Annotated in this window: 20 protein-coding genes and 3 tRNA genes; 9 read left to right on the top strand and 14 right to left on the bottom strand. The window is 41.1% G+C overall.

Annotated elements, in window-relative coordinates:
* Positions 1–29: 29 nt before the first annotated feature.
* The 7 genes from ompL47 to LPTSP_RS15940 all read right to left on the bottom strand — a co-directional run bounded on the left by ompL47 (position 30) and on the right by LPTSP_RS15940 (position 5267).
* Entirely contained in the window at positions 30–1067 is a 1038-nt protein-coding gene (gene ompL47, locus LPTSP_RS15970) for a multi-beta-barrel domain surface protein OmpL47 (RefSeq protein WP_108929646.1), read from the bottom strand.
* Between the two features lie 130 nt (positions 1068–1197).
* Positions 1198–1680 (bottom strand): hypothetical protein, encoded by a 483-nt coding sequence (locus LPTSP_RS15965; RefSeq protein WP_108929645.1) that lies wholly within the window; start codon positions 1678–1680, stop codon positions 1198–1200.
* Positions 1681–2025: a DUF488 domain-containing protein gene (locus tag LPTSP_RS15960; protein ID WP_108929644.1), complete on the bottom strand. Its 345-nt coding sequence runs from the start codon at positions 2023–2025 to the stop codon at positions 1681–1683.
* A gap of 9 nt (positions 2026–2034) precedes the next feature.
* Positions 2035–3183, bottom strand: a complete 1149-nt coding sequence (locus LPTSP_RS15955) for an Acg family FMN-binding oxidoreductase (protein ID WP_245915596.1) — start codon at positions 3181–3183, stop codon at positions 2035–2037.
* Between the two features lie 78 nt (positions 3184–3261).
* Positions 3262–3723 carry an SAM-dependent methyltransferase gene (locus LPTSP_RS15950; RefSeq protein WP_108929642.1) on the bottom strand — a complete coding sequence of 154 codons (462 nt, stop codon included), beginning with the start codon at positions 3721–3723 and terminating at the stop codon, positions 3262–3264.
* Between the two features lie 127 nt (positions 3724–3850).
* A complete protein-coding gene (locus LPTSP_RS15945; RefSeq protein WP_135354759.1) occupies positions 3851–4507 on the bottom strand; it encodes a hypothetical protein in 657 nt (218 codons plus the stop codon).
* A gap of 55 nt (positions 4508–4562) precedes the next feature.
* Positions 4563–5267, bottom strand: a complete 705-nt coding sequence (locus LPTSP_RS15940; protein WP_108929640.1) for a hypothetical protein — start codon at positions 5265–5267, stop codon at positions 4563–4565.
* Between the two features lie 155 nt (positions 5268–5422).
* On the opposite strand from LPTSP_RS15940, the gene sppA reads away from it, so the two are divergent.
* The 7 genes from sppA to LPTSP_RS15905 all read left to right on the top strand — a co-directional run bounded on the left by sppA (position 5423) and on the right by LPTSP_RS15905 (position 8763).
* Positions 5423–6388 (top strand): signal peptide peptidase SppA, encoded by a 966-nt coding sequence (sppA, locus tag LPTSP_RS15935; RefSeq protein WP_108929639.1) that lies wholly within the window; start codon positions 5423–5425, stop codon positions 6386–6388.
* 7 nt (positions 6389–6395) lie between these two features.
* Positions 6396–6998: a hypothetical protein gene (locus LPTSP_RS15930; RefSeq protein WP_108929638.1), complete on the top strand. Its 603-nt coding sequence runs from the start codon at positions 6396–6398 to the stop codon at positions 6996–6998.
* 10 nt (positions 6999–7008) lie between these two features.
* Entirely contained in the window at positions 7009–7761 is a 753-nt protein-coding gene (gene surE, locus LPTSP_RS15925; RefSeq protein WP_108929637.1) for a 5'/3'-nucleotidase SurE, read from the top strand.
* Positions 7762–8475 carry a tetratricopeptide repeat protein gene (locus tag LPTSP_RS15920; RefSeq protein WP_108929636.1) on the top strand — a complete coding sequence of 238 codons (714 nt, stop codon included), beginning with the start codon at positions 7762–7764 and terminating at the stop codon, positions 8473–8475. It abuts the gene before it with no gap.
* A 35-nt stretch (positions 8476–8510) separates the two neighbouring features.
* A tRNA-Pro gene (locus tag LPTSP_RS15915) sits at positions 8511–8582 on the top strand.
* Between the two features lie 22 nt (positions 8583–8604).
* Positions 8605–8681, top strand: a tRNA-Arg gene (locus LPTSP_RS15910).
* 6 nt (positions 8682–8687) lie between these two features.
* Positions 8688–8763 (top strand) — tRNA-His (locus tag LPTSP_RS15905).
* Between the two features lie 248 nt (positions 8764–9011).
* Here the strand turns inward: LPTSP_RS15905 and LPTSP_RS15900 are convergent.
* Together LPTSP_RS15900 and LPTSP_RS15895 are read right to left on the bottom strand one after the other, a co-directional pair.
* Positions 9012–9815 (bottom strand): CPBP family intramembrane glutamic endopeptidase, encoded by an 804-nt coding sequence (locus LPTSP_RS15900; protein WP_108929635.1) that lies wholly within the window; start codon positions 9813–9815, stop codon positions 9012–9014.
* Between the two features lie 17 nt (positions 9816–9832).
* Positions 9833–10429, bottom strand: a complete 597-nt coding sequence (locus LPTSP_RS15895; protein ID WP_245915595.1) for a hypothetical protein — start codon at positions 10427–10429, stop codon at positions 9833–9835.
* A 138-nt stretch (positions 10430–10567) separates the two neighbouring features.
* Between LPTSP_RS15895 and LPTSP_RS15890 the strand changes: the two genes are divergently transcribed.
* Both LPTSP_RS15890 and trxA read left to right on the top strand, forming a co-directional pair.
* Positions 10568–11479, top strand: a complete 912-nt coding sequence (locus LPTSP_RS15890; protein WP_108929634.1) for a TIGR01777 family oxidoreductase — start codon at positions 10568–10570, stop codon at positions 11477–11479.
* Positions 11480–11587: 108 nt separating this feature from the next.
* On the top strand, positions 11588–11893 hold the full coding sequence (gene trxA, locus LPTSP_RS15885) for a thioredoxin (RefSeq protein WP_008591489.1): 306 nt from the start codon (positions 11588–11590) through the stop codon (positions 11891–11893).
* Positions 11894–11975: 82 nt separating this feature from the next.
* On the opposite strand, the gene LPTSP_RS15880 is transcribed toward trxA, so the two are convergent.
* The 5 genes from LPTSP_RS15880 to metG all read right to left on the bottom strand — a co-directional run bounded on the left by LPTSP_RS15880 (position 11976) and on the right by metG (position 21590).
* Positions 11976–13703 (bottom strand): acyl-CoA dehydrogenase family protein, encoded by a 1728-nt coding sequence (locus LPTSP_RS15880; RefSeq protein WP_108929633.1) that lies wholly within the window; start codon positions 13701–13703, stop codon positions 11976–11978.
* A 111-nt stretch (positions 13704–13814) separates the two neighbouring features.
* Complete coding sequence (locus LPTSP_RS15875) at positions 13815–15014, bottom strand: hypothetical protein (protein WP_108929632.1); 1200 nt, start codon at positions 15012–15014, stop codon at positions 13815–13817.
* Between the two features lie 143 nt (positions 15015–15157).
* Positions 15158–16879: an alpha-glucosidase gene (locus LPTSP_RS15870; protein ID WP_108929954.1), complete on the bottom strand. Its 1722-nt coding sequence runs from the start codon at positions 16877–16879 to the stop codon at positions 15158–15160.
* Positions 16880–16893: 14 nt separating this feature from the next.
* Positions 16894–19530 carry a [protein-PII] uridylyltransferase family protein gene (locus LPTSP_RS15865; RefSeq protein WP_108929631.1) on the bottom strand — a complete coding sequence of 879 codons (2637 nt, stop codon included), beginning with the start codon at positions 19528–19530 and terminating at the stop codon, positions 16894–16896.
* Positions 19531–19559: 29 nt separating this feature from the next.
* Complete coding sequence (gene metG / locus LPTSP_RS15860; RefSeq protein WP_108929630.1) at positions 19560–21590, bottom strand: methionine--tRNA ligase; 2031 nt, start codon at positions 21588–21590, stop codon at positions 19560–19562.
* Between the last annotated feature and the right edge of the window lie 70 nt (positions 21591–21660).

Here is a 21660-nt window from a genome sequence, read left to right as displayed (position 1 = left end):
CGTAATTTTCAACGGATCCCCTTTGGCGTTTAATTTTCTGTGCTTGGTGAAGCGGAAGAACTTGCAGGCTTGGCTGCTGGAGCAGGAGAACTCGGCTTATTATCCACTTTTTGAATCTTAGTTTCAGGAGGAGTGGTATCTACTATGAAAGCGATCTTTTTCACTTCACTCTCATTACCTACGGAATCCACCGACTTAGCTTCGATCGTATGATTTCCTTGTGCTTCGACGGAAACAGGATCAGCGTACGATTTCCATTCTCCCGAATCTATTTTGTAAAAGATCTGCTTAATTCCGGACAACGTATCGGAAGCTTTGATGGTGAATGCATTCCCGCTTTTTACGAAAATTCTGTCTTTTACGGTTACAAGAGCTGAACCGAAAAGTTCCACTAACGGTTTTTCTTGGTCTACTGTTACCGCCAAAACGGAATCAGTGGAAGTATTTCCAGACTTATCAGTTGCAGAAAACTTAATAGTATTCACTCCTGCTTTTTCCAATTGGATCGGTTTGCCATCGTACACTTTTAGTTCTGAACCATTGATAGAGATCTTGATATCTTGAACGCCGGCCATATTGTCCTGAGCGGTGATAGAATAAGTCAAATTTTTTGTAGCATAGTTCGTATTCTCATGAACTACAAGTGCGGCGCTCGGAGTGATCTTGGTAGAAGGAGGAGTATTATCCACAAGCACGTTAAAATGTTTTTCAGGTTCTTTGTTTCCCGCCTTATCCACAGCTCTATAAGTGATCTTAGTCAGACCTTCTCTTACCAATGTGATAGAAGAAACATATTTAGTATAGTCTCCAGATCCGATCTTATATTCTATATAATCCACCGTGGATCCTTCGTCCTTGGAGTTAAACTCAAAGGACGATTGCGAGTTGATGTATAGATCCGGTTTTTCTCCGGAAGAGGATTCTCTTTCCGTTGTGGACGGCTTAGTAGTTTCCGCCTTAGGTGTGGTAGATTTCGGAGGAGCAGTTGTGCCTGGCGAAGTTTGAGCGAAAATAGCGCTGGAGACTAGCAAAGTTGCTAGAAGGACCCATAAGGGATTGCGATTCATTCTTTTCTCCAATGGAAAATTAGTGTTATCACTGTTTGACGACAAAAAATCCACAGAATCTTCTCATTCTTCATGAGAAATTCGAAAAAATTCAGAGTAAGTTTCGTCAGCTTCCAGGAAGAACGATCTGCTATTTCTTTTCTATTTTAGAAAAGGACCCAGCCTTCCAAAATTTATAAACTGGCAAGGAACTGCCCAAAACAGGCAATAACATCAAAATAGCATAGGCTCTGGAAAATAAACTCGCAGGCTCATCCTCGACCACATTCGTAGTATTATACAAATTGAGGTCGGAAACGATCACTACACATAAATCGTGATTTTGTAATGTAGAATATACGAAATAAACGGGGATATAGGCGATATAAAAATACAAACAGATCAAAAATGGAAAGGCTACAAGCGCCTGTCCTACCAAACCTCCGGAAGGAGTCCCAAACCATACTAAAGAAAGGCATAATATAGAAACTGCGAAAGAAGCCTGAGAAAATAAGAGAAAAATACTATCATCGCCTTGGGTGCAGGTCCCCGCTTCTGCCAGAACAATACAAATTGGAATGAGTAAGAATAGAAGGTCCCCAAGCCAGAATAGGATTTTTTTGAGTATATTCATTTATTTTGACAAAAATTCCTTTAGAGCAATCGCGTTATTATATTCCAAATTTTTGGAAGAATACAAAAAGGTGATCACTTTTTCATCCAAGGAAGTTTTTAATTTTCCTAATCCTTCCGGATTGGATTTTAATTCTGCCCAATATCTTTTTTTGAATTCGGCCCAATGGTCAGGATCATGACCGTACCATTTTCTGAGTTCGTTACTGGGAGAGACCTCTTTTAACCAAAGATCGATTTTACTTGATTCCTTGCTGATCCCTCTGGGCCAAAGACGGTCCACTAAAATCCTTTTTCCATCCTCTTTGGAAGGAGCTTCGTACACTCTTTTAATCTTTATCTGCATCGAATTACATTATAAGATAAAATCTTTCGGCTCTCTTCTTGGACTATAATAGTGGTAATCACTTTTGCCCAAACGAACCAACATTTGGATCTTTTCTCCGGGTTTTAAAGAAGATTCAAATTCTTTTCTAATAGGATCCATTTCAGGATATTCTTGTAAAATCTGACTCATTGGATGAAGAGAAAATCCGCTTTTAGTCGCAGCCAAATGTAAACGAAGATAATCCCTTCCAGCTTGGACCCAATCGATAATTTCGTTATGATCCGTTTTTAAAAATATAAATCCTTTTGAACTTTCTACCTGAGAAGCAAACATATCCATTCCTGCTTTTTTATTTTCAGGCGAATGCCAACTTTCGATTCCAGGTTTTAAGAAAAAATTTCGAGCAAAAAAATATTTTAAACCGGAAACTCCAGTTGCTCTGAGAGAAAGTCCATCTTTGAATTTTCCGATCTCTTCGTCGTTGTAACGAAACCAAATCCTGGATTCTTCGTACGTATTATAAGTGTCGGTTTCCATCTGCATCGCAGCGACCAATTGTTTTCTTAACTCTTCCGATCCGGCTTTGGGAACAAATTTCAGTTCCGAATACAAAACTGCAGAGTCTTTTCGGATCTTCTCAAAATCTTCTTTGCTGAGATCTTCTCCTTCATAAATACTCCTTCTAGTTACTCTGTCCGAAATAAACTCAGACAAAGGGTTCCGGACTAGATCTTCTTGTTTGATCAAAACAATTTTAGCGATGGGTTTTTTACCGATGTCTGCAACCGAATATTTTCCTTCCGGAAAAAGAGAAACCTCTGTAGAATATCCTAAGACTTGAATTCCTAAACTTAAGTTTTCCAGAAAGGTCCCTTGGCCGATATGGATCTGTCTATAAGTTGGATCTGTATCTTTTAATAAACGTTTTTCATCCACATACAGAAGTGCAGAATGATCATCGATAATTTTGAATTTCCAAGGTTGGACATTATGAGGGTTCGGAGCTGTGATACCGATACGGATCGCTTTCAGGATCGGAGAAATATTTTCGGTAAGAAATTCAGGATCAAATGGACTCTTCCTTTCGTAATCGTATCTATCCTTGGAAGAACCTTTGCAATATTGTAAAACTTGAGAAGTTGAGAGAAAGACACCGAAACTGACGCCGTATTTCAAAAATGTTTTTCGACTGATGGAAACCATGGCCGAAAAATCTAAGGGAAATTAAGTCCTAGTCAATCCAATTCGAAGGAGTTATTCCCAATAATTTATCATCAATTCTTTGGACCAATCCGGTTGAGTGATCCCGGACATAGGCAAGAACTCCCTCATTACGGGTTTAATATCCACAACCGGAGTTCCGTCAATGGCATCCAAATATTTTACCAAAAGTTTTTTGCCGTCTCTTCTCAGAAGTTCTACGATCGTAGAACCAATATGGTTCGGGCGATTTTTCTTTCTTTGGGCAAAGATCCCAACCTTGGGCCACCTTTTATTTTCTCTGGGATGTTCACTGCCTAACACAGGATCCGATCCGACAGATTTATGAAAGATATAGATGATCTCCAAATGCGAGAATGTATCGATCCCATCTAATGACTCAGCGGGAATATTATCTTCTAACTCGATCTCGGAAACGATTTCCGCCCAGTAATCATCCTGGACTTCTGATCTTGAGTTCGAGACCTTTGCGATCGGCCGAATCGTAAATTCCATAAAAGCCTCTTTCATCCGATAAGATGTCTTAAGAGACGAATTAAAATACGGTTAGGCAAGAAATTAATAAGCGAAGTCGTTCAAAATATTGGGAGAAAACGGAAATTGAAAATAATATAGAACAACGTCATTCTTGCTCCATTCCGGGTTTTGCTCTTAGGAATCTTTTCAAATTCTCTAAGTCATCTTCTGCAAATGGAATGGTGATCGGCAGTGCCCCCGAATAGAGTCTAACTGCAAAATATTTAGAATTCAATATTTCCGATTCTTGCTCTTTTGTTAATAAAAATGTCCCTGTGAGTTCCTTATGTGTGCGACTACTTGTATTCATAGATGTTTTCGTTTCTGTAGATTGATTTTTACCGAAAGAACTAGTAGAACTGGAAAGTCCTGAAGAATTACTTTTTGTAGTAGTGGTAGTAGTCACATCGGTGTTGTAAGTAGTTATAGCCTGAGCATCCAAATTTCCTAAAACCAATGTCGAATCTTTAGTTCCGATTCGAACGAATCCGCTTCTTTCCAACGGATAACTATTTGCATCAGCGATAACTCTAAATCTTGCTACTGTCGAATTTGTTTTTGTTTCACCAATTTCTCTAGAAAAATCGAAAATAGTCTCATATCTTACCCAAGTGTCCCCGATCCCCTCTTTAGATATTTGTCTCATCTTCATAGTGACAACATGAGATTTTTTAAAATCATCTTTTATGATGATGACTTTTCCGTAAGTGCTACAACCACCGAGGATCGCGAATAAAAGTAATAAAGATAATTTTCTAAACAATTGTTTCTCCAAAAAAGTATGTAATAGGATTTTGCAAATCGAAACGCCGCGCTCTCTATTCCTTTTTCTCCATTCCTGGTCGAGCAAGTAGAAAGTTTTTTAGATAGTTAGAATTTTTCTCATCGAAAGAGAATGTCAAAGGGTAAGATCCCATATATAATCGAATACTAAAAGGTTTACCCTCTAAAATTGCCTGTTCATCTTCCCTTTTTAGTAAAAACATTCCGGTCTGTTCTTTGGCGGTATGAGTATGGACAGAAGTTCTGGTTTGGGTATTTGTCCCGCCAGATTGTTGTACTTTAGTAAAATCTACGAATCCTCCTTTCGCATTCATGATCGCATTTGCATTCGCAGATCCCGTATTCGCAGAATTGACAGAAGTTGTCGTAGTAACAGAAGTATTCGTGATCAACTGACTATCAGAGTTGCCGATCACAAGTGAGCTAATCTTCTCCCCTATTTTTAAAAAGCCGGTCTTTGCAATAGGAGCATCTCCGGTCTCCCCATGATAGGAGAATCTAACAGAAGTAGGGACCACCTTATTATCCGGCCCGATTTCTCTCGTAAGATCAAAATAGAAGTAATACTTTAAAGACGTCGGTGCACCGAAATAATCCAAATAAGGCTCATTTGATAAAAGTAACAGCTTCATCTTTACGATATGAGTATTCTTAAAATCGTCTTTAATAATATTTACATGCCCGAAACGAAAAGTCAGACAACCTTCTAAAAGAAAGATCAAAACAAGCGACCAAGCCAAACTCGAAATCCTAAACAAATTCACACTCCCGTACCAATATTGATACACATATTAAACTTATCCCCTCGTCAAGAGAAACCGGCCAGCTTTCCCAAACGAAACCAAACCCTCGCTATTTCATTGACAGGGGATCGGTACCGAGATCCACTCTAATTGTGGACCGAAATCGTATCGCATTAGCAGTCACCTTTGTAGTCACCATTCTTTCCTTGTTCGTAGGGCTTATTAATTTAGTCTCCAACGTCTCTTCTTCCAAACTCACGAGAGTTGATGCAGGTTCCGGATTCGGGACCGATAGATTGGGAGCAGCCCTAATTAAAATAGAAGGAGAGATCCACTCCGGACATTCCAGCTATGATTCCGCTGGAGCCCAAACCATATTAGAACAACTTAGATCGATAGAAGACGATACTAATATCGTAGGTATCTTAGTGGAGATCAACTCACCAGGCGGATCCGTCGGCGCTTCTCAAGAGATCTATAAAGAACTAATGTATCTCCGAAAAGAGAAAAACAAAAAGGTTGTGGTATCTATGAAGGATATCGCAGCTTCCGGCGGATATTATATAGCTTCTGCAGCGGATAAAATTTTCGCGTTAGGCGGAACTTTGACCGGTTCCATCGGAGTGATCGCGATCGCGCCGAATATAAAAGGGCTTTTAGAAAGATACGGAGTAAAGGTCCGCACTTTCAAAGAGGGAAAATATAAGGATTCCCTTTCTCTTTTCAGGGACAATACCCCGGAAGAAGACGCTATGATCCAAAAGATGCTCTCCGATACGTACGAAGAGTTTATAGAAGATGTAGCTAAAGGAAGAAACCAGACCGTAAAATTCGTAGAGGCGTTAGCAGAAGGACGGATCTACTCCGGACAAGACGCATTCCGAAACAAACTCGTGGACGATATAGGCGGCAGAAGAGAAGCCTTGGCGGAACTTTCTAAACTTTGCAATTATGACGGGACTCTTCCATTATTCGAAGAAGAAGTAAATCCTTGGGACAGATTCTTCCAACTTATGCAAGCAAAGTCTGGAGGATTCTTCGGCGGAGAAAAAGCCCTTCTTCAGGAACTCAAACGTTCTCCTGTTTTAGTTTTATACCCTCAATCTATGGCATGGTAATCATCCTGTGTTGAAAGAATTATTCAGTAGATTTATTGATCTTTTAGATGCTGTACTATTTGAGCCGTTTCGAGTGGAAAATGTAATTTCTTCTTGGGGAACTTACCCGCTCAAAGTAGTCGGAGCATTAGTTCTGCTACTTGCCTCAGCCAGCGCAGGAGCAGGTTATGTTTTTATCACTCCTCCATTTACTGGCAGAAGTTTTGGGCAATTCCTGATTGCTGCATTAACTCATTTATTATTCTTCATGCTTCTACCGTATGCGATTGCATTCATCGTGGATGGATTGGCTCAGTCCAGTGGGAAGAAGGGAAATGCGAATATCACTCTCAGATTCGTGAATCTTTCTCTTTCTATTTTTATTTCCAATGCTGCTTGGGCTATCCTTCTGGCTCAACTTGGAGTAAAAGGTGGATTCGGAGTGGTAACCCTATACTCGATCCATTACGGATTGTTTATGGCGGTATTAGTCCGAGGGACTTCTTATATTTACGATCTGAAGTTTAAGGATTCCTTTCGTATCAATATTTTTACCTTCATCGTGACATTCTTCCTACCATTGGCGATGTATTCTGCGGTGATCACATCGTTTAATCCTTCTCTTCCGTAAATTATATAATATGAATATTCTAATCACCAACGACGACGGGATCTCTTCCAACGGGATCCTTGCATTGGAAAAAGTTTTAGGAAAAGAACATAATACTTATTTGGTCGCTCCTCTAAAAGAACGTTCTGCAACTTCCATGGCGCTGAGCATACACGATTCTTTGAGAGTTGAAAGAGTGAACGAGAACCATTATATAGTAGACGGATTCCCAGTAGACTGCGTGAACATAGGACTTCATGGAAACATCTTCCCAAAAATAGATTTGGTGCTCTCCGGAATCAACCGAGGAGTGAATATGGGACATGACGTGCATTATTCCGGAACGGTAGGTGCCGCAAGACATGGCGCCATCCATAATAGAAAAAGTGTAGCAGTCAGTTCCGGAAACTTGGGCAAAGACTACGATTATATTAAAGAAGCCGAATTGATCCACGAAATCCTAAACTCATGGGTGGATGAATTTATCTCTGGAATTGTTTATAATATTAATATTCCGGAAAAATTCGAAAACTCGTTATCTTCTATAGAAGTAGCTAAGTTGGGCAGAAGGACCTATGTGGACACTTATGAATCCAAGCCGATCATAGGCGGAATCTCCGACTTCTTCTTAGGAGGCTCTGACCTAGGACATGTTCCTGAAGAAGGTACTGATTTCGATATATTCTTCCGTGGAAAAATACCGATCACTCCTTTGAGTTTGGATCAAACTTCTTCGCTTGAATTGGAAGAATTTAGAAAAAGGATCCGGGTCAAATCGAAGTAAATGGAAAAGAAAACTCCGAGAAAAATCCCAGCCAAACGTAGGATTTTCACTGAAATCCTAAAAGAGAATTATACGATCGCACTCACGTTGATCGATCGGGAAATGTCCGAGACCGGGAAAGATCCGGAACTACTTTATAATTTCGCAATATGTTGTTCTAGGACCGGAAATCACAAAAAATGTGTCTCCGTCATCGAAGACCTATTGGAAGAATTCCCTAAATTCTCCGAAAGAGACAACGCTTTCAGAATGATGATCTATTCTTTGATCCGGACCGGAGATTATAAAACCGCTCTGGCAAAAACGGAAGAGCGTCTCAAACTTTCACTGGATGATATCATCCTTCTTTCCCTAAAAGCATCCGCCTTGGAAAAATCCGGGGACACGAAAGCCGCAATCGAGACTCACCTGAGAATTTTGCGACTGAGACCTGAGCAAAAAAACAGCCTAAATTCGGTGGCATATCTGCTTTTAGAGGGCAAAGAGCCGAATCCGGAAGAGCTCAAACTGGCAATGGAAAATATCAAACGGGCTCTGCAATTGGATCCGGAAAATCCCGCCTATTTGGATTCCTTCGGAGTTTTGCTCAGCAAATTGGGAAAACCGGAAGAAGCCAGAAAGGCCTTCGAAAAAGCCATTACAAAAGCTCCGACCGAAGATATCATTTTGGAGCACCTGAAAAAACTGTCTCAAACAAATAGACAAGCGACTTGACATGGCGCCCTTCCACGAAATCATGGACTTCGATCCGGGATGTAGCGCAGTGGTAGCGCATCTGTTTTGGGTACAGAGGGTCGCAGGTTCAACTCCTGTCATCCCGAATCCCTCTTTTACAAAACAAAAGACTCGGTAGCTCAGTTGGATAGAGCAACTGCCTTCTAAGCAGTGGGTCGGGGGTTCGAATCCCTCTCGGGTCACCAAATATGGTGGACGTAGCTCAGTTGGTAGAGCTCCAGATTGTGGTTCTGGCTGTCGCGGGTTCAAGCCCCGTCGTTCACCCCAATTTTCTTCTAATCCTTAAAAATCAATGTAACTTAATATACGATAGGGCTTGAAGCGAATACTTGAAAGCGTTCATAGCGACCCGTAGGGAGCGTAAATGAACGCGACCGAGACACAGGATGTGTCGAGGAAAGCATGAGACGCCGTGGAGCCAAGTCGAACAGGATGCGAGACTGCGTAACGGCAAGCCCGTCGTTCACCCCAATTTTCTCCCTGCCTTTAAAAATCAAATCGGCTCCAAAATTTTGCTAACGAGCAAAAAACAATACGATCGCAGCTATCGTAATATCCGCAAAAATATGCACTAACACCGGATAATAAATTCCCTTACTCAAAATTCGGATAAGCCCAGTCATTAAACCGTAGATCCCGGCAAGTCCGACTCCCACCCAGCCTCTAGGAAATCCATGCAGATGTAAAATTCCAAAACTGAAAGCTTGGAAAATGAGTGCTCCAAAAATAGAACATCTGGCCGCCAATAACGACTCGAATAAAATCCCTCTGTATAAAAACTCTTCTGCAATCGCATTCAAAATCGCAAAGCCGATCCCAGCCGCAATGAGTATGGGAACTTCGCCCTTTGGAAAATTCTCTTTGATATCGCTTATATCTGGCTTCAGAAGATAAAACCAAAGAAACAAAGCGATACTTGCAGATAGAACAAACAGAACAGAGAGTCCTAAAACCTGTTTGGAAGCTTCTCCTTTAGCCAACCAACGTAATAACCCGGCCCTTCTAATTTTTGAAAAATACAGAAAGTAAAAAATTAAAGCCACGATCAGCGTGCCTGGCCAAAGATTTTTGGAAAAAGGAATTATATTAATAAAAGATAATGCAACTAACGGAACATTCAGGTAGAATAAGGATTTCCACTTAAATTGAGACCCGATTAACAAGAAAAGAAGAAGTAAAATTGGAACTAAAAATAAGGCCCTGACTTCTTCAAAAACTGCTGTACTAAAGACCAAGATGGACAAATAGATAAGAAAGCTTTCCCAGGCACTGGATTTATATTCTGGTAAATCGATTCTGCCGGTTTCTAAAAAGTTCATATCGACACCGGAAAAACTTATTCGAAGAGTTGAATATCCGCAATACAAGAATCCGGGCCAACACTTTGAAAAGTACCCTGCACAGCCCAGATCCAAATCCCACTCGGATATTCTTTTTGAAGGACAGAACCTGCGTCCTTCTTTAGTAAAACAGTAGCAGTTTCCGATTTGGAAAAATCCAAATCGATCGAACCGTATTCTGTGTCATTAGGAAGTCTGGACTCCTTATCCACATTGATCGCTTCTCTTTCTAGAATTTTGAGAGAAAGAAGAGGAGTGTTTTTAGAACAAGCGATTACTTTTAGCCCCTTCCAGTTGGTCGGAACATAAACTCCTGACTTCAGACGATGAGAAAGTCTTAACTCCAAGTCAAAATCCATTTTCATGGAAGAAGGTCTCAACTTTCTCCACTCCGTATTCAAATTTCCGTCCGCCAGATAAGGCGCCTGAGAAGAGCGGTCTACTAGATAAGAGTCAGTGAAATCAAAACGTAAAAAAGGAGGTTCGGATTTATAGGATTCCAACTTGGAATTCGTTGTAGAATATAGATAATAATTGGAAAAAACCAGTCCGGCAACAAAAACGGCTGCCCAAATTTTTGAAACGGCGTTCAATTTTAAAAAATCCACTGCATCCAAAGATGCCGATTTCCTAACTCGGGATCAAGAAGGATTTCCTTTCTTCTTGTCGAAAGAAAACCGATTTCGAATTATGATCTCGGAAAGAAATTTCAGAAAAAGGCGGTTCGCGAAATGCTTATTGGAATTACCGGCGGCACGGGACTCATAGGATCCATGTTAGCGATCCGCTTAAAGGCAGAAGGACATAGAGTCCGCATCTTCAGCCGAAGCGGAAAATTGCCGCCCAGACTCCAAAGAATTTCAGAATGGGACGTTCGGATTGGATCTCTTCCGACCAGAGCGGATCTAGAAGGAGTTAACGTTCTAATCAATCTAGCAGGAGAACCTATCGCAGGAGTTCGCTGGACCCCTGAATACAAACAAAGGATCCGTTCTTCTCGCGTAGACTTCACTCGGGATTTAGTCGCAAGACTCACCTCTTTAGGCGACTTCGCACCTAAAGCATTATTCAATTCTTCCGCGATCGGGATCTACGGATCTTATGATACAGGGACCCCACCCTTTGACGAAGACAGTCCGGCAGCAGACGACGAGTTAGGCAGCCTTTGTAAAGATTGGGAAGAAGAAGCTTTAGAAGCGGAAAAAGCAGGAATCAGAACCGTTCTATTAAGAACGGGAGTCGTACTAACCACCGAAGGCGGAGCGCTCGCCACGATGTTGCCTGCATTCAAATTATTCGCAGGCGGACCGATCGGAAGCGGAAACCAAATCCTCTCCTGGATCCATATCGAAGACCAACTTTCTGCAATTATGTTCCTAATCAGAAAAGAAGAAGCAAGAGGAGCATTCAACCTAGTATCACCTGAACCTCTCTCCAATGAGCAGTTCAGTAAGACCCTGGCAAAAACTCTAGGACGACCTTCGTTCACAAGAATGCCCTCGTTCGCGCTTTCACTTGCACTCGGCGAAGGTGCCATCGTAGCAACGCATGGCCAAAGAGTGGTTCCAAAAAGACTCCAGGAGCTGGGTTATAAATTCAGATACCCGAATCTGGAAGCAGCTCTTCGAAATTTATTAGGTTAACCCACGCTACGCGCGGACTAGAAAGTTTTTCGAAAAATTCTCCAAACCTCCAAAAACGGATTGTCCGATTCGATTTAGAATGGGTCTAATCTTCGTATGGAAAACACAATGCCTGGTTCATTCAACGAACTTCTCAAAACACATGATAAACCTATCCTAGTAGATTTCTGGGCCGAATGGTGCGGTCCTTGTAAAATGGTAGCTCCTGAGCTGGAAAAATTCGCTCAAGCTCACCAAGGACAGGTTACCGTAGTAAAAGTCAATATAGACGAAAAACCTGAATTGGCTCAACAATACGGAGTTCAGTCTATTCCGACTCTAATGTTATTCAAAGGCGGAGAGATCGCTGAAAAAGTGGTGGGAGCAATTCCACAGGCACATATGGAGAAAGTTTTTGCCCCTAAACTGGCTTAACTTTTTACGCGCGATCTGGGCGACTCTTTCGCTTCGCTCAGAACGCGCTACTTCGTACTGCGTATCGCTGTCGTGGTGAAGATCACCAGTTTACAATCTCATCTACTTCTTCTTGATCCAAACGGAAAGAATCGTAATCTCCAGAAGTTTTAGGAAGAGTCCTAAACAAGAAGGCACCGAAACCTTTTGCAAAAGAATCGAATCTGGATCTTTTAGAACCGGATTCTCTATCAAAAACAGCCTGCTCCAAAAACTCGGAAAGAACAAGAGCACCATAAGCCTGATCGGAAAGATCCACTCTATAAGTTTCCTTCCATTCTCTCGGCTTTTCTTCAATGCTCTTATTCCAGTCTAACAGAAGATCTTCTCCTAACTGAGAGATCGCTTTTAGTTCGGGATATTTTTTAGCAGAGTCAAAATTCTTCTTTAATTCCGAAACGAAAGAATCTCTAATCTTTGCACGATTCATCGCACCAAGTGCATGGTCTGTGATGATCAAGTGAGTTCCTTCCCAGGTCTCGTTGATGATACAATCATTATGAAGTCTCGGTAAACAAGTGTAATCGCCGATGATCCCCGAACCACCCAATGCCATAATCGCTCTATGAGTGATCTGAGAGGATAGAGAAGAAGATCTATACTTCATCAGAGGAGTAGAGATCTGTTCGGCCAAAATCCCTTTTTGGGTCCAATCGATCCCACGGAAAATCGGCATTACCAAAGCTGCATACAAGATCCTCATTTCCGCAAGTTCTCTAGAATATGCAGGAAAATCCTGGATCTTCTTTCCGTAAGCTGTCCTGTATCTGGAATATTCTCTAGCTTCCATGAACGCTCTTCTTGACATCCCAGAAGCGGCAAGACCCACATGAACGCGAGAAGTCCTGATCACGTAACGGATGAGGTTTGCAATTCCATGTGCCGGTCTTCCTAAGGCCTCGGCTTCTAGATCCTCGTATACGATCTCTACGGTGAGTTTTCCTTTAGAACCTATAATATCTTTTTTTCTTAATATATGATGACCGTTCAGTTCTCCATTGTCTTTGATCCTTGGGACCAGGAACAATCCTACCGTTTCGGTATCTTCTATCTTAGCTGTTGTGACCCAAAGGTCTCCCGGGTTTGAGCAGAACCATTTTTCTCCGTTCAGGATCCATTTCCCATTCTCACCCTTACGTGCGATCGTACGGTTGGCGCCTACGTTGCTTCCTCCCACTCTTTCGGTCACATATTGTCCCGCCATGAAATGAGAGAAGGAACCCTTTCCTGCCACCAGAGGAAGATATTTCTTTTTTTGTTCTTCTGTTCCGATACCTTGCAGAACTCGGATCATACCTTCAGTCATTGCCAAAGGACAAGTCACTCCGCCCTCTCCATTCTGGTTGGCAAGATAGGTCAAAGCTTGTCTATGAAGATCCGTAAAGGGAAATTTCCATTCATCATGAAAATCTAAATTAACAATTCCGTAATCGTAGGAGATCTTTCTGGAAAGTTTTTGTTCGTGGGAATAAACGATCTGGTCTATACGATTTCCTGTGCGATCGTATTTGACCACTTCTCCGTATTTACCTTCCTTATGAGAAGCCTCGGTGAGTTCGTCTAAAATTCCTCCGACCAATTCTCCATAACCTTTGAGATGGTCCAACATCGCTTTTTTATGATCAGGTTTGTAATCGGAAGAGTATCTTTCTATTACTCTTTGAAGGATCTTGTCCTCTTCGTAAAAGTTTTTACCTCTATTCCCTTTATAACTGGTTAAGTCGTAAGAAGATAAACCTGGGTTTTCGGCTAAACGTAATGGATGATTCATATAATTCTCTAATAATAATCTTACTCAAAACTATATTAGGGTAAATCATACGAACTGCGACTATTTTTTAAATTTTCTAATATGAGTAATATTTGTTAAACGTCGTTCGTTTTAGATAGATTGGATCGGTTTAAATCTACCTTTTTCCAATACATATTTTTTTTTGTTCAATTCGATCGTTTGGCCTTCGTTCAACTCCATCAGGTTTTCTAAATCTTCTTCTATCGTATGAACAGATCCTTTTGTATTTCTAGCTAAATCCAGATATTCCGTATTAATCCCTGCAAAAGAGCCACATAATACAACCCTTACCGGCTTTTGAATCTGGCTCATCAAAGAATAGTCTCTCATCGTAGAAAAATTATCCGCAATTAGGATCAGCTCCTTACACTCGGGACAGACCGCCTGCGCTTTGATCAAAGCCTCGATATCATTTTCAGGACCATCGCCTCCGTATCCTCCGCTGATCGTCGCTTTCGCTAATTTTTCTAGTTCCTCATACGATTTCAATTTCTGGAAGTATATCCCTCCGGTCTTTCCGACTAGTTTCTTCTCATTAGGAGTAAGGTCTCCGTCGTTGAAAAAAACGAAAGATTTCTCGTTCTTCTTAAGAGTCTGCAATTTGAAATAAAGGAATAATTGCTGGGTATAAGGAAACATACTTCCGGTAAGATCTCCTACGATCGCTCCGTCCCATTCCTTTTTTCTTTCCAAGACTTTCGAAACGATCTCATCTTTCTGGAATCGTTGAGGAGGTCCAGATTCGGCAACGCAAGATTCAGAACGACTTTCGGCTGAACTTCCAGGTTTCTTTCCGAATAGGATATCCTTTTCCTTCTTCCATGTTTCTTCCGAAGGTTTTGGTCTATAGTGTATTGCGAAGCCGTGAAATTTATCCGAAGTATTTTCCTTTTCTCCGCAAGAATCGTATTTTGTTTCCTTCCATTCTACTAACAAGTTCTTATCAAGTTTAGGAAATATTCTCAATAACTCCTTTTTTCTTTCCTTATCCAATCTTAGTTGATCATACTGAGAAGTTTTACATATGGAATGAATATACGTAACCGTTATGAAGGTTCCTTCCTTGACTTCAGTCGGAATCTTTATGTTTTTAGTTTTGGATTTCATAAAATCCATTGAGAGTAGGAATTGTTCCTCGTTTTCCCTTCTTAAGATTGGCGAAGCTTCTCTCTTTACCAAAACTTTCGCCGGTTTCGAAGGCGAACTTTCCGGTTCTATACACGGAGATGCAGATTGAGCGTATAGAACAATGTAGGAAGAAAAGAAGAGTAAAACGGCTAAGTATTTCATTCGAAAAACCCCTATTATAAGAGTTATTCCGAAATCATAAAATTAAGACATAAGGGCGATCCGATTTAAGAATAAATAAAATCGGTAGATGGAAAAAAATCCGTAAAAAGAGTAATCTCGTGTTTCTCCGAGATTGCAAACCCTTAATATTCTAAAACCAAACCTTCATAAGGTGCAATCTCGAAGACCACAGGAATTTCCATCTTCTCCGGCTTTCTATGAGTGGAGATGAGTATCTGAGCGGTACGGTTCGCATTTGCTACGATCTTTTTGGATTCGTTCTCAAAGTTCAAAATGATCAGACATTTTTTCTTTTCGAACTCTCTAGTATATTGCAGAACACCTGGAGGAGAATCGTAATCCAGGGCAAGAGTCCCTTTTTTCAAGATCTCGTTCCCTTTTCTGAGCCATATTAGCTTTTTATAAAAATTTAATAAACTGTCGATGGATCTGGACTGGGTTTCTACGTTTACTGATTCGTATCTGGAAAAAACAGGAAGCCAAGGTTCTCCATTGCTGAATCCTCCGTTCACATCTCCGGACCAACACATAGGAAGTCTGCAGTTGTCACGGCTTGGATAAACAGGCCAGTATCTGATACCTACTGGATCTTGGATCCGATTTTTTGGGACTCTTTCGTCCATCATTCCCAGCTCTTCACCATAATATAAGAATGGAGTTCCTCTTAGGGTCAAAAGCATTAGAGCAGCTATCTTTGCTCTAGCGGTTGTCTCTCTCCCTTTGGAATATCTGGTGATATGTCTGCGGAAATCATGATTACTTAATGTATAATTCGGCCAGCCCTTGTCTCGGAGATACTTCTCCCATTCTTTGATCACGTCCCTGAATTTTTCCGCTTTCCAAGGAGTGTAAAAGAAAGCAAAGTTAAACGCCAGATGAAGTTCGTCACCTTTCGTACCGTAATAAGAAGCTGGAAGTGCGCTTGTGCCTGGGGGCTCCATCATCACTTCACCTACGGACATTCTATCTCCATATGAATCCAAAAGTTTTCGGAGATCTTTTAAGATATCATGCATCTCAGGACGATCACGATCATATATATGATTTTGTTGATCGAATGGTCTAGCGATCCATCTTTTGCGAGGGTTACTTCTTAACTCGGAATCTTTAACGAATAGATTCACTACATCTAAACGGAAACCATCCACTCCTAGATCCAGCCAATTTTTGACCATGGAGAAGATCGCTTTTTTAACTTCTGGATTTCTCCAGTTCAAGTCCGGTTGTTCCGCTAAGAAAGAATGATAATAATACTGACCAGTGGTTTTATCTAAGGTCCACGCTCTTCCCCCGAAAGTTCCCATCCAATTATTTGGAGGTTTTCCGTCGATTGGATCCTTCCAAATATACCAATCTCTTTTAGGATTGTCTTTGGAAGATTTAGATTCTAAAAACCAAGGATGTTGGTGAGAAGTATGATTTGCAACCAGGTCCATAATGATCCTGATCTTACGTTTATGAGCTTCTTTTAATAAACGTTTGAATGTATCCAAGTTACCGAATACTGGATCGATACTTTCGTAATCCGATATATCGTATCCGAAATCATACATAGGAGAAGGATAAATAGGAGAAAGCCAAATGGCATCAATGCCGAGAGAGTTCGGAGTCCCGTCATTCAAATAATCTAGTTTTTGAATGATACCTTCTAGGTCACCGATGCCGTCCCCGTTCGTATCTTTAAAACTTCTGGGATAGATCTGGTAAACAACAGCGTTCTTCCACCAGTCCGCATCTATCTTTTTACCGCGACGAGGAGTGTTAGGCTTTTTGATCAGCTTAACAGATGTCGCAGTTTCTTTTTTTCTTTTAGAAGTGACTGTGGAACGACTACCCGAATCCATACTGGGGACCATTTTTAAAAAACGAGTTCGCCTGTCATCCTTTCCACCGGCTGGATTCTTAAGATCTTATCTTCCAGGGATTTTAACAATTCTGCATCTTTGACCTGTTCCCCGTCCTTTGTCTGGAGATAGAATGAGTCATAAGCATAATCCGCAGATGTTGAGACCCTTAAATGAGAAACTTTTAAACCAAAATCGAATACTTTTCTCAAGATCCGATACACTAAACCGACCATATCAGGCATACGGACTTCCATGATGGTTGTATCAGTAACATCTTCGTTAGAAAAACGAACGGAACGATTGATAATACTCTCAGGTATCGTCTTACGTGGATTCCATTCAGTTCTTTCGAAAGCGATACTGTCTCTTTGTAATTCTCCGGAAGCCATTAATCTGAGTTTGCCTTCCATTCTGGAAAGTTTTTCAGAAGAAATGTTACCGCTGCCTTGAGGATCCGTTACTTGAAGAATATGGATCTGGAATTCTTCGAAAGTGTAACTCTGCATTCCAACCAGGCTCAAACCTTCGGAGGAAACAGAACAACATAGATCCAATAAGATCTCAGGAACATTGCGGCTTACTACTTCGACCGTTACGAAAGCAGGGTCTTGTTCCAGATCCAGGAGCAGATCAGAGTTACCATCTTGACTGAGAGAAGTAATCAATTTAAAATATTTTAATATTTTCCGATTGGATACGGTTTTTAAGAAACTTTCCGGGATCACCGAATATGCAAAAGAAGCGATCGTTTTAGAAATTTTAGAATCCTGTCCTTCTTTTTCAGTTAGATAAGCGACCAAGTCTTTCGCAAGAGCGATCCTCTCCTCTTCTCCATGAGGGCCTTCGGAATCTGCTCGATTGGTTTGGAAGAAGTTTATAGAGTTCTTATAAAGTACGTTTAAGATTGCCTTCTTCCAGTTAGTAAGAACGTTTGCACCCACAGACTTGGTATCTATGATAGTCAGAATATATAAAAGTTTGAGTCTGTCAGGATTAGAAACTGTTCTCGCAAAGTTACGTATCAGTCTCTTATCCGAAATATCTCTCTTGGAAGAAAGTTCCGACATCAGGATATGTTTTTCCACTAGAAAACGGAATAGATCCGTATCCTCTTCCGACAACCCCAAACGAGATCCGACAGAAACTGCGAGTTCCGCTCCGTATTCTGAATGGTCCCCTTCTTTTACTTTTCCGGCATCATGAAGAAGAATCGCCAAAGCCAAAATTTCAGTCTTATCACATTCTCCGTAAACTTCTGAGATCTCTCTGTCTTCGAACTCTCCTTTATCTAAACGATCCAATTCATGTAGGATCAAAAGAGTGTGTTCATCAACAGTGAACTCATGATGATAACTGAACAAAGGAAAATTCGTACATGCGCCGAACTCCGGCAGAAGTGCTCCGAGCACCTGGCATTCATGCATTAATTTTAATATTCTTCCTCTATCCTTTTTGTTCTGAAGAATGCGGATAAATTCCCCGTTCACTTCCGCAGAATATCTGAAATCATCGTCCAAAAAGTGAGAAGCGAATCTGATCTCGCTCAATAATCCACCGGAAACCTCGAAGCCTGTTTCTTGGAGCATCCTGAAAGTAAGTAATATGTCTTTGTATAGCGTATGAGGATCCGCGAAAAGATTTCCTTCGCTAGGAGAAAAGATCGTATTTCCTATCTTTAAGAATCGAATTCCTTCGTAGTCGAAATTTTGGGCTTCTCCCTTTTTCTGGGCCGCCAATAAAGAATCCAAATAAATACGAACGATAAAAAATATATTCTTCTGATGACTATAGAGAGTATTCATGAACTTCTCTATAGTTTGCATATCTTCCTTTTTGCCGAAGCCTAGATACTCCGCCACTTCTGGTTGAAGATTCAGATCCAAACGATCGTGCTTTCTTCCCGTAAGAATATGGAGCGCTGTCCTGACTCGGATCAGAAAATCGTAAGCTTCTTCCAAGGCCTGGACTTCTCCATTTTGGAAAAATGGAAGAACTGCCAGTCCACCTAAGGAACGGATAGGGCTTCTGGATTTTTCGGTCCAATATAGATATTGGATATCTCTCAAACCGCAGAGATCCGTTTTTAGATTCGGTTCCGAAAGAAGGATAGGTCTTCCTTCTCTTAGGAACCTTTCCGAAAGTTGATCTTCTTTCGCTTGGTTGTATCTGGTCGCAAACTTAGGAGGAAGTTTTGCTAAAAATTCTTCTTGGTATTTTTTGAATAATTCCTTAGAGCCTGTCAGGAACCGACTGTCCAAGACGGCATGAAAGCTGGACATATCATCCAGATAACGAAAGGATTCCTTGATGGTTCTGCAAGTATGTCCTACTTCTTTTCCGGAATCGTAAAGATATGTATTAATGGAAGAAATGATCTCAGCGAGTTTTGAATCAGGAACTCCATTATGTAAATATAATATATCTACATCGGAATGAGGGGCCATCTCCATACGACCGTATCCGCCTAGAGCGATTACTGCTACTTCTTCTCCCTTTTTTAAGATGCCGGAAGACTTTTCGAACCTGGTCCTTAAAAACGAATCGATGATAAATGTGAGTTGCCTAGAGACCAAGCGGCCGGAAACTACCGCCCTACTCTTTTCCAGAAGCCTTTGAAAACTATAGGAGATGTCTAATTCTAAAGGCAAGTTCGTTCCTACTAGCTGTTAGACTAAGTTTATTTCAATTTATCGCCAGGATTAGCACCTCTATGAGGTACAAAAAGGCTGAGACTCTCGCCTTCGCCCGAAGCCAAAAGCATAGCCTCTGAAACTCCAAACTTCATCTTTCTTGGTTTCAAGTTAGCCACCGCAACGATTGTCAATCCAAGCAGATCCTGAGGTTGATAAGAAGCCTTAATACCAGCAAAAACATTCTTAGTTCCAAGAGGGCCCAGATCCAATTTCACTTGGACCAATTTATCCGCGCCTTCTACAGGACCGGCTTCTATAATTTTACCAACTCTAAGATCCACTTTGCTTAGGTCTTCGATAGAAATTTCCAAAACTCCTTCCGTTTTAGGGGTTACAGCAGGAGTTGTAGGTTGAGCGGATTTAGTTTCCAAAGTGTTTTCTTCTAACATGGTTTGAATCGATTTTTCCTCTACACGTTTGGTGATCATTTCATAAACGGATACTTTTGTTTTTTCCAGATCGGAAGCGAGATCCGCAAACTCGGGCTTTTTGTTTATACCCAAAATTTTATACACCTTCTCCCCTGATTTAGGAAGAACAGGATATAGATAAATAGATAGAATTCTGGCAGCATTCAAAGCGACTGTCACTGTTTTACGAGCAGCTTCCGCATCCGATTTAATCTGGATCCAAGGAGCAAGATCGTTTACATATTTATTCGCTATATCGCCCAAGCGGGAACATTCTTTCATTACCCTGGTATAATTTCGGGTTTCGTACCATTCTCTGATCTTAGGTTCAGAACTTCGGAGTTCGTCCAGGATCTTCTTCCCTTCGGTGTCCAAACTCCCCAGAGTTCTATCAAGTTTATCTAATATAGAAGTGGCCACCCTGGAAACCAGGTTCACGAAGTTCCCTACAAAGTCCGAATTCACTTTTGCAGTATAATCATCGAATGAAAGATCCAGGTCGTCCATTCCAGGCCCAAGTTTTCCGGCTAGATAAAAGCGAAGATGTTCCGGATCTAAATGTTTCAGGTAACCTTCGGCTTTGATGAAGGTTCCTCTGGACTTGGACATCTTCTCCCCATTCACTGTGATAAAACCGTGAACATGAACTTGAGTAGGAGAACGATATCCTCCACCTTCTAAGGTAGCAGGCCAGAACAAAGTATGAAAATATAATATATCTTTTCCGATAAAATGAGAGATCTCGGTTTTTTCATCCTTCCAGAAAGAATCGAATTTTTTACGATCCCCTTTGAAATAATTCAAACTGGACGCCATATAACCTATAGGGGCATCCAACCACACATAAAAATATTTTTCGGTCTCTCCAGGGATCTTAAATCCAAAGTAAGGTCCGTCGCGAGAAATATCCCAGTCTTGGAGCCCTGCTTCGAACCATTCTTTCAGTTTTTTACGAACACCTTCCGCTACATGAGAATCCTTTTCGACCCAATTAGAAAGATATTTCTCAAAATCTCCCAATTTAAAAAAGATATGTTTGGAATTTCGGCTAACGGGAGGGGTACCGCATAAAGAACAATGGGAATCTTTCAGATCTTTGGGAGAATAAGTAGCTCCGCAATTCTCACAGCTGTCTCCGTACTGATCTTGGGTCCCACAATTCGGACAAGTACCTTTTATAAAACGATCCGGAAGGAACATCTTATCCGTATCACAGTAAGCCTGTTCGATCTCTCTTTCCGCAATATGTCCTTTGCCCTTTAAAGAAAGATAAATTTCCTCGGAAAGGATTCGATTTTCTTCCGAGTTAGTAGTATAATAATTATCGTACTCGACCAAAAAGCCAGAGAGGTCCCGGTAATGTTCCGTCCGAACACGGTCGATCAATTCTTCCGGACTGATCCCTTCTTTCCTTGCTGCAAGCATGATGGGCGTGCCATGCGTATCGTCCGCACAGAAAAAATAACACTCATTGCCTAGAGATTTTTGATAACGAACATAAATATCAGTTTGGATCGCTTCCAGAACATGGCCCAAATGAATCGGACCGTTCGCATATGGCAAAGCGGAAGTAACGAGGATCTTTCGTTTTGATTCGGAACTCACATAGTCAGGTTGAGAAAAATTCCCCCAAAATCAACATGGATTTTCATTGCAAAACCGCAGGTTGGGTTAA

It is taken from the genome of Leptospira johnsonii, assembly GCF_003112675.1.
Lineage (GTDB): Bacteria > Spirochaetota > Leptospiria > Leptospirales > Leptospiraceae > Leptospira_B > Leptospira_B johnsonii.
This window is presented reverse-complemented; position numbering and strand designations above follow the sequence as displayed.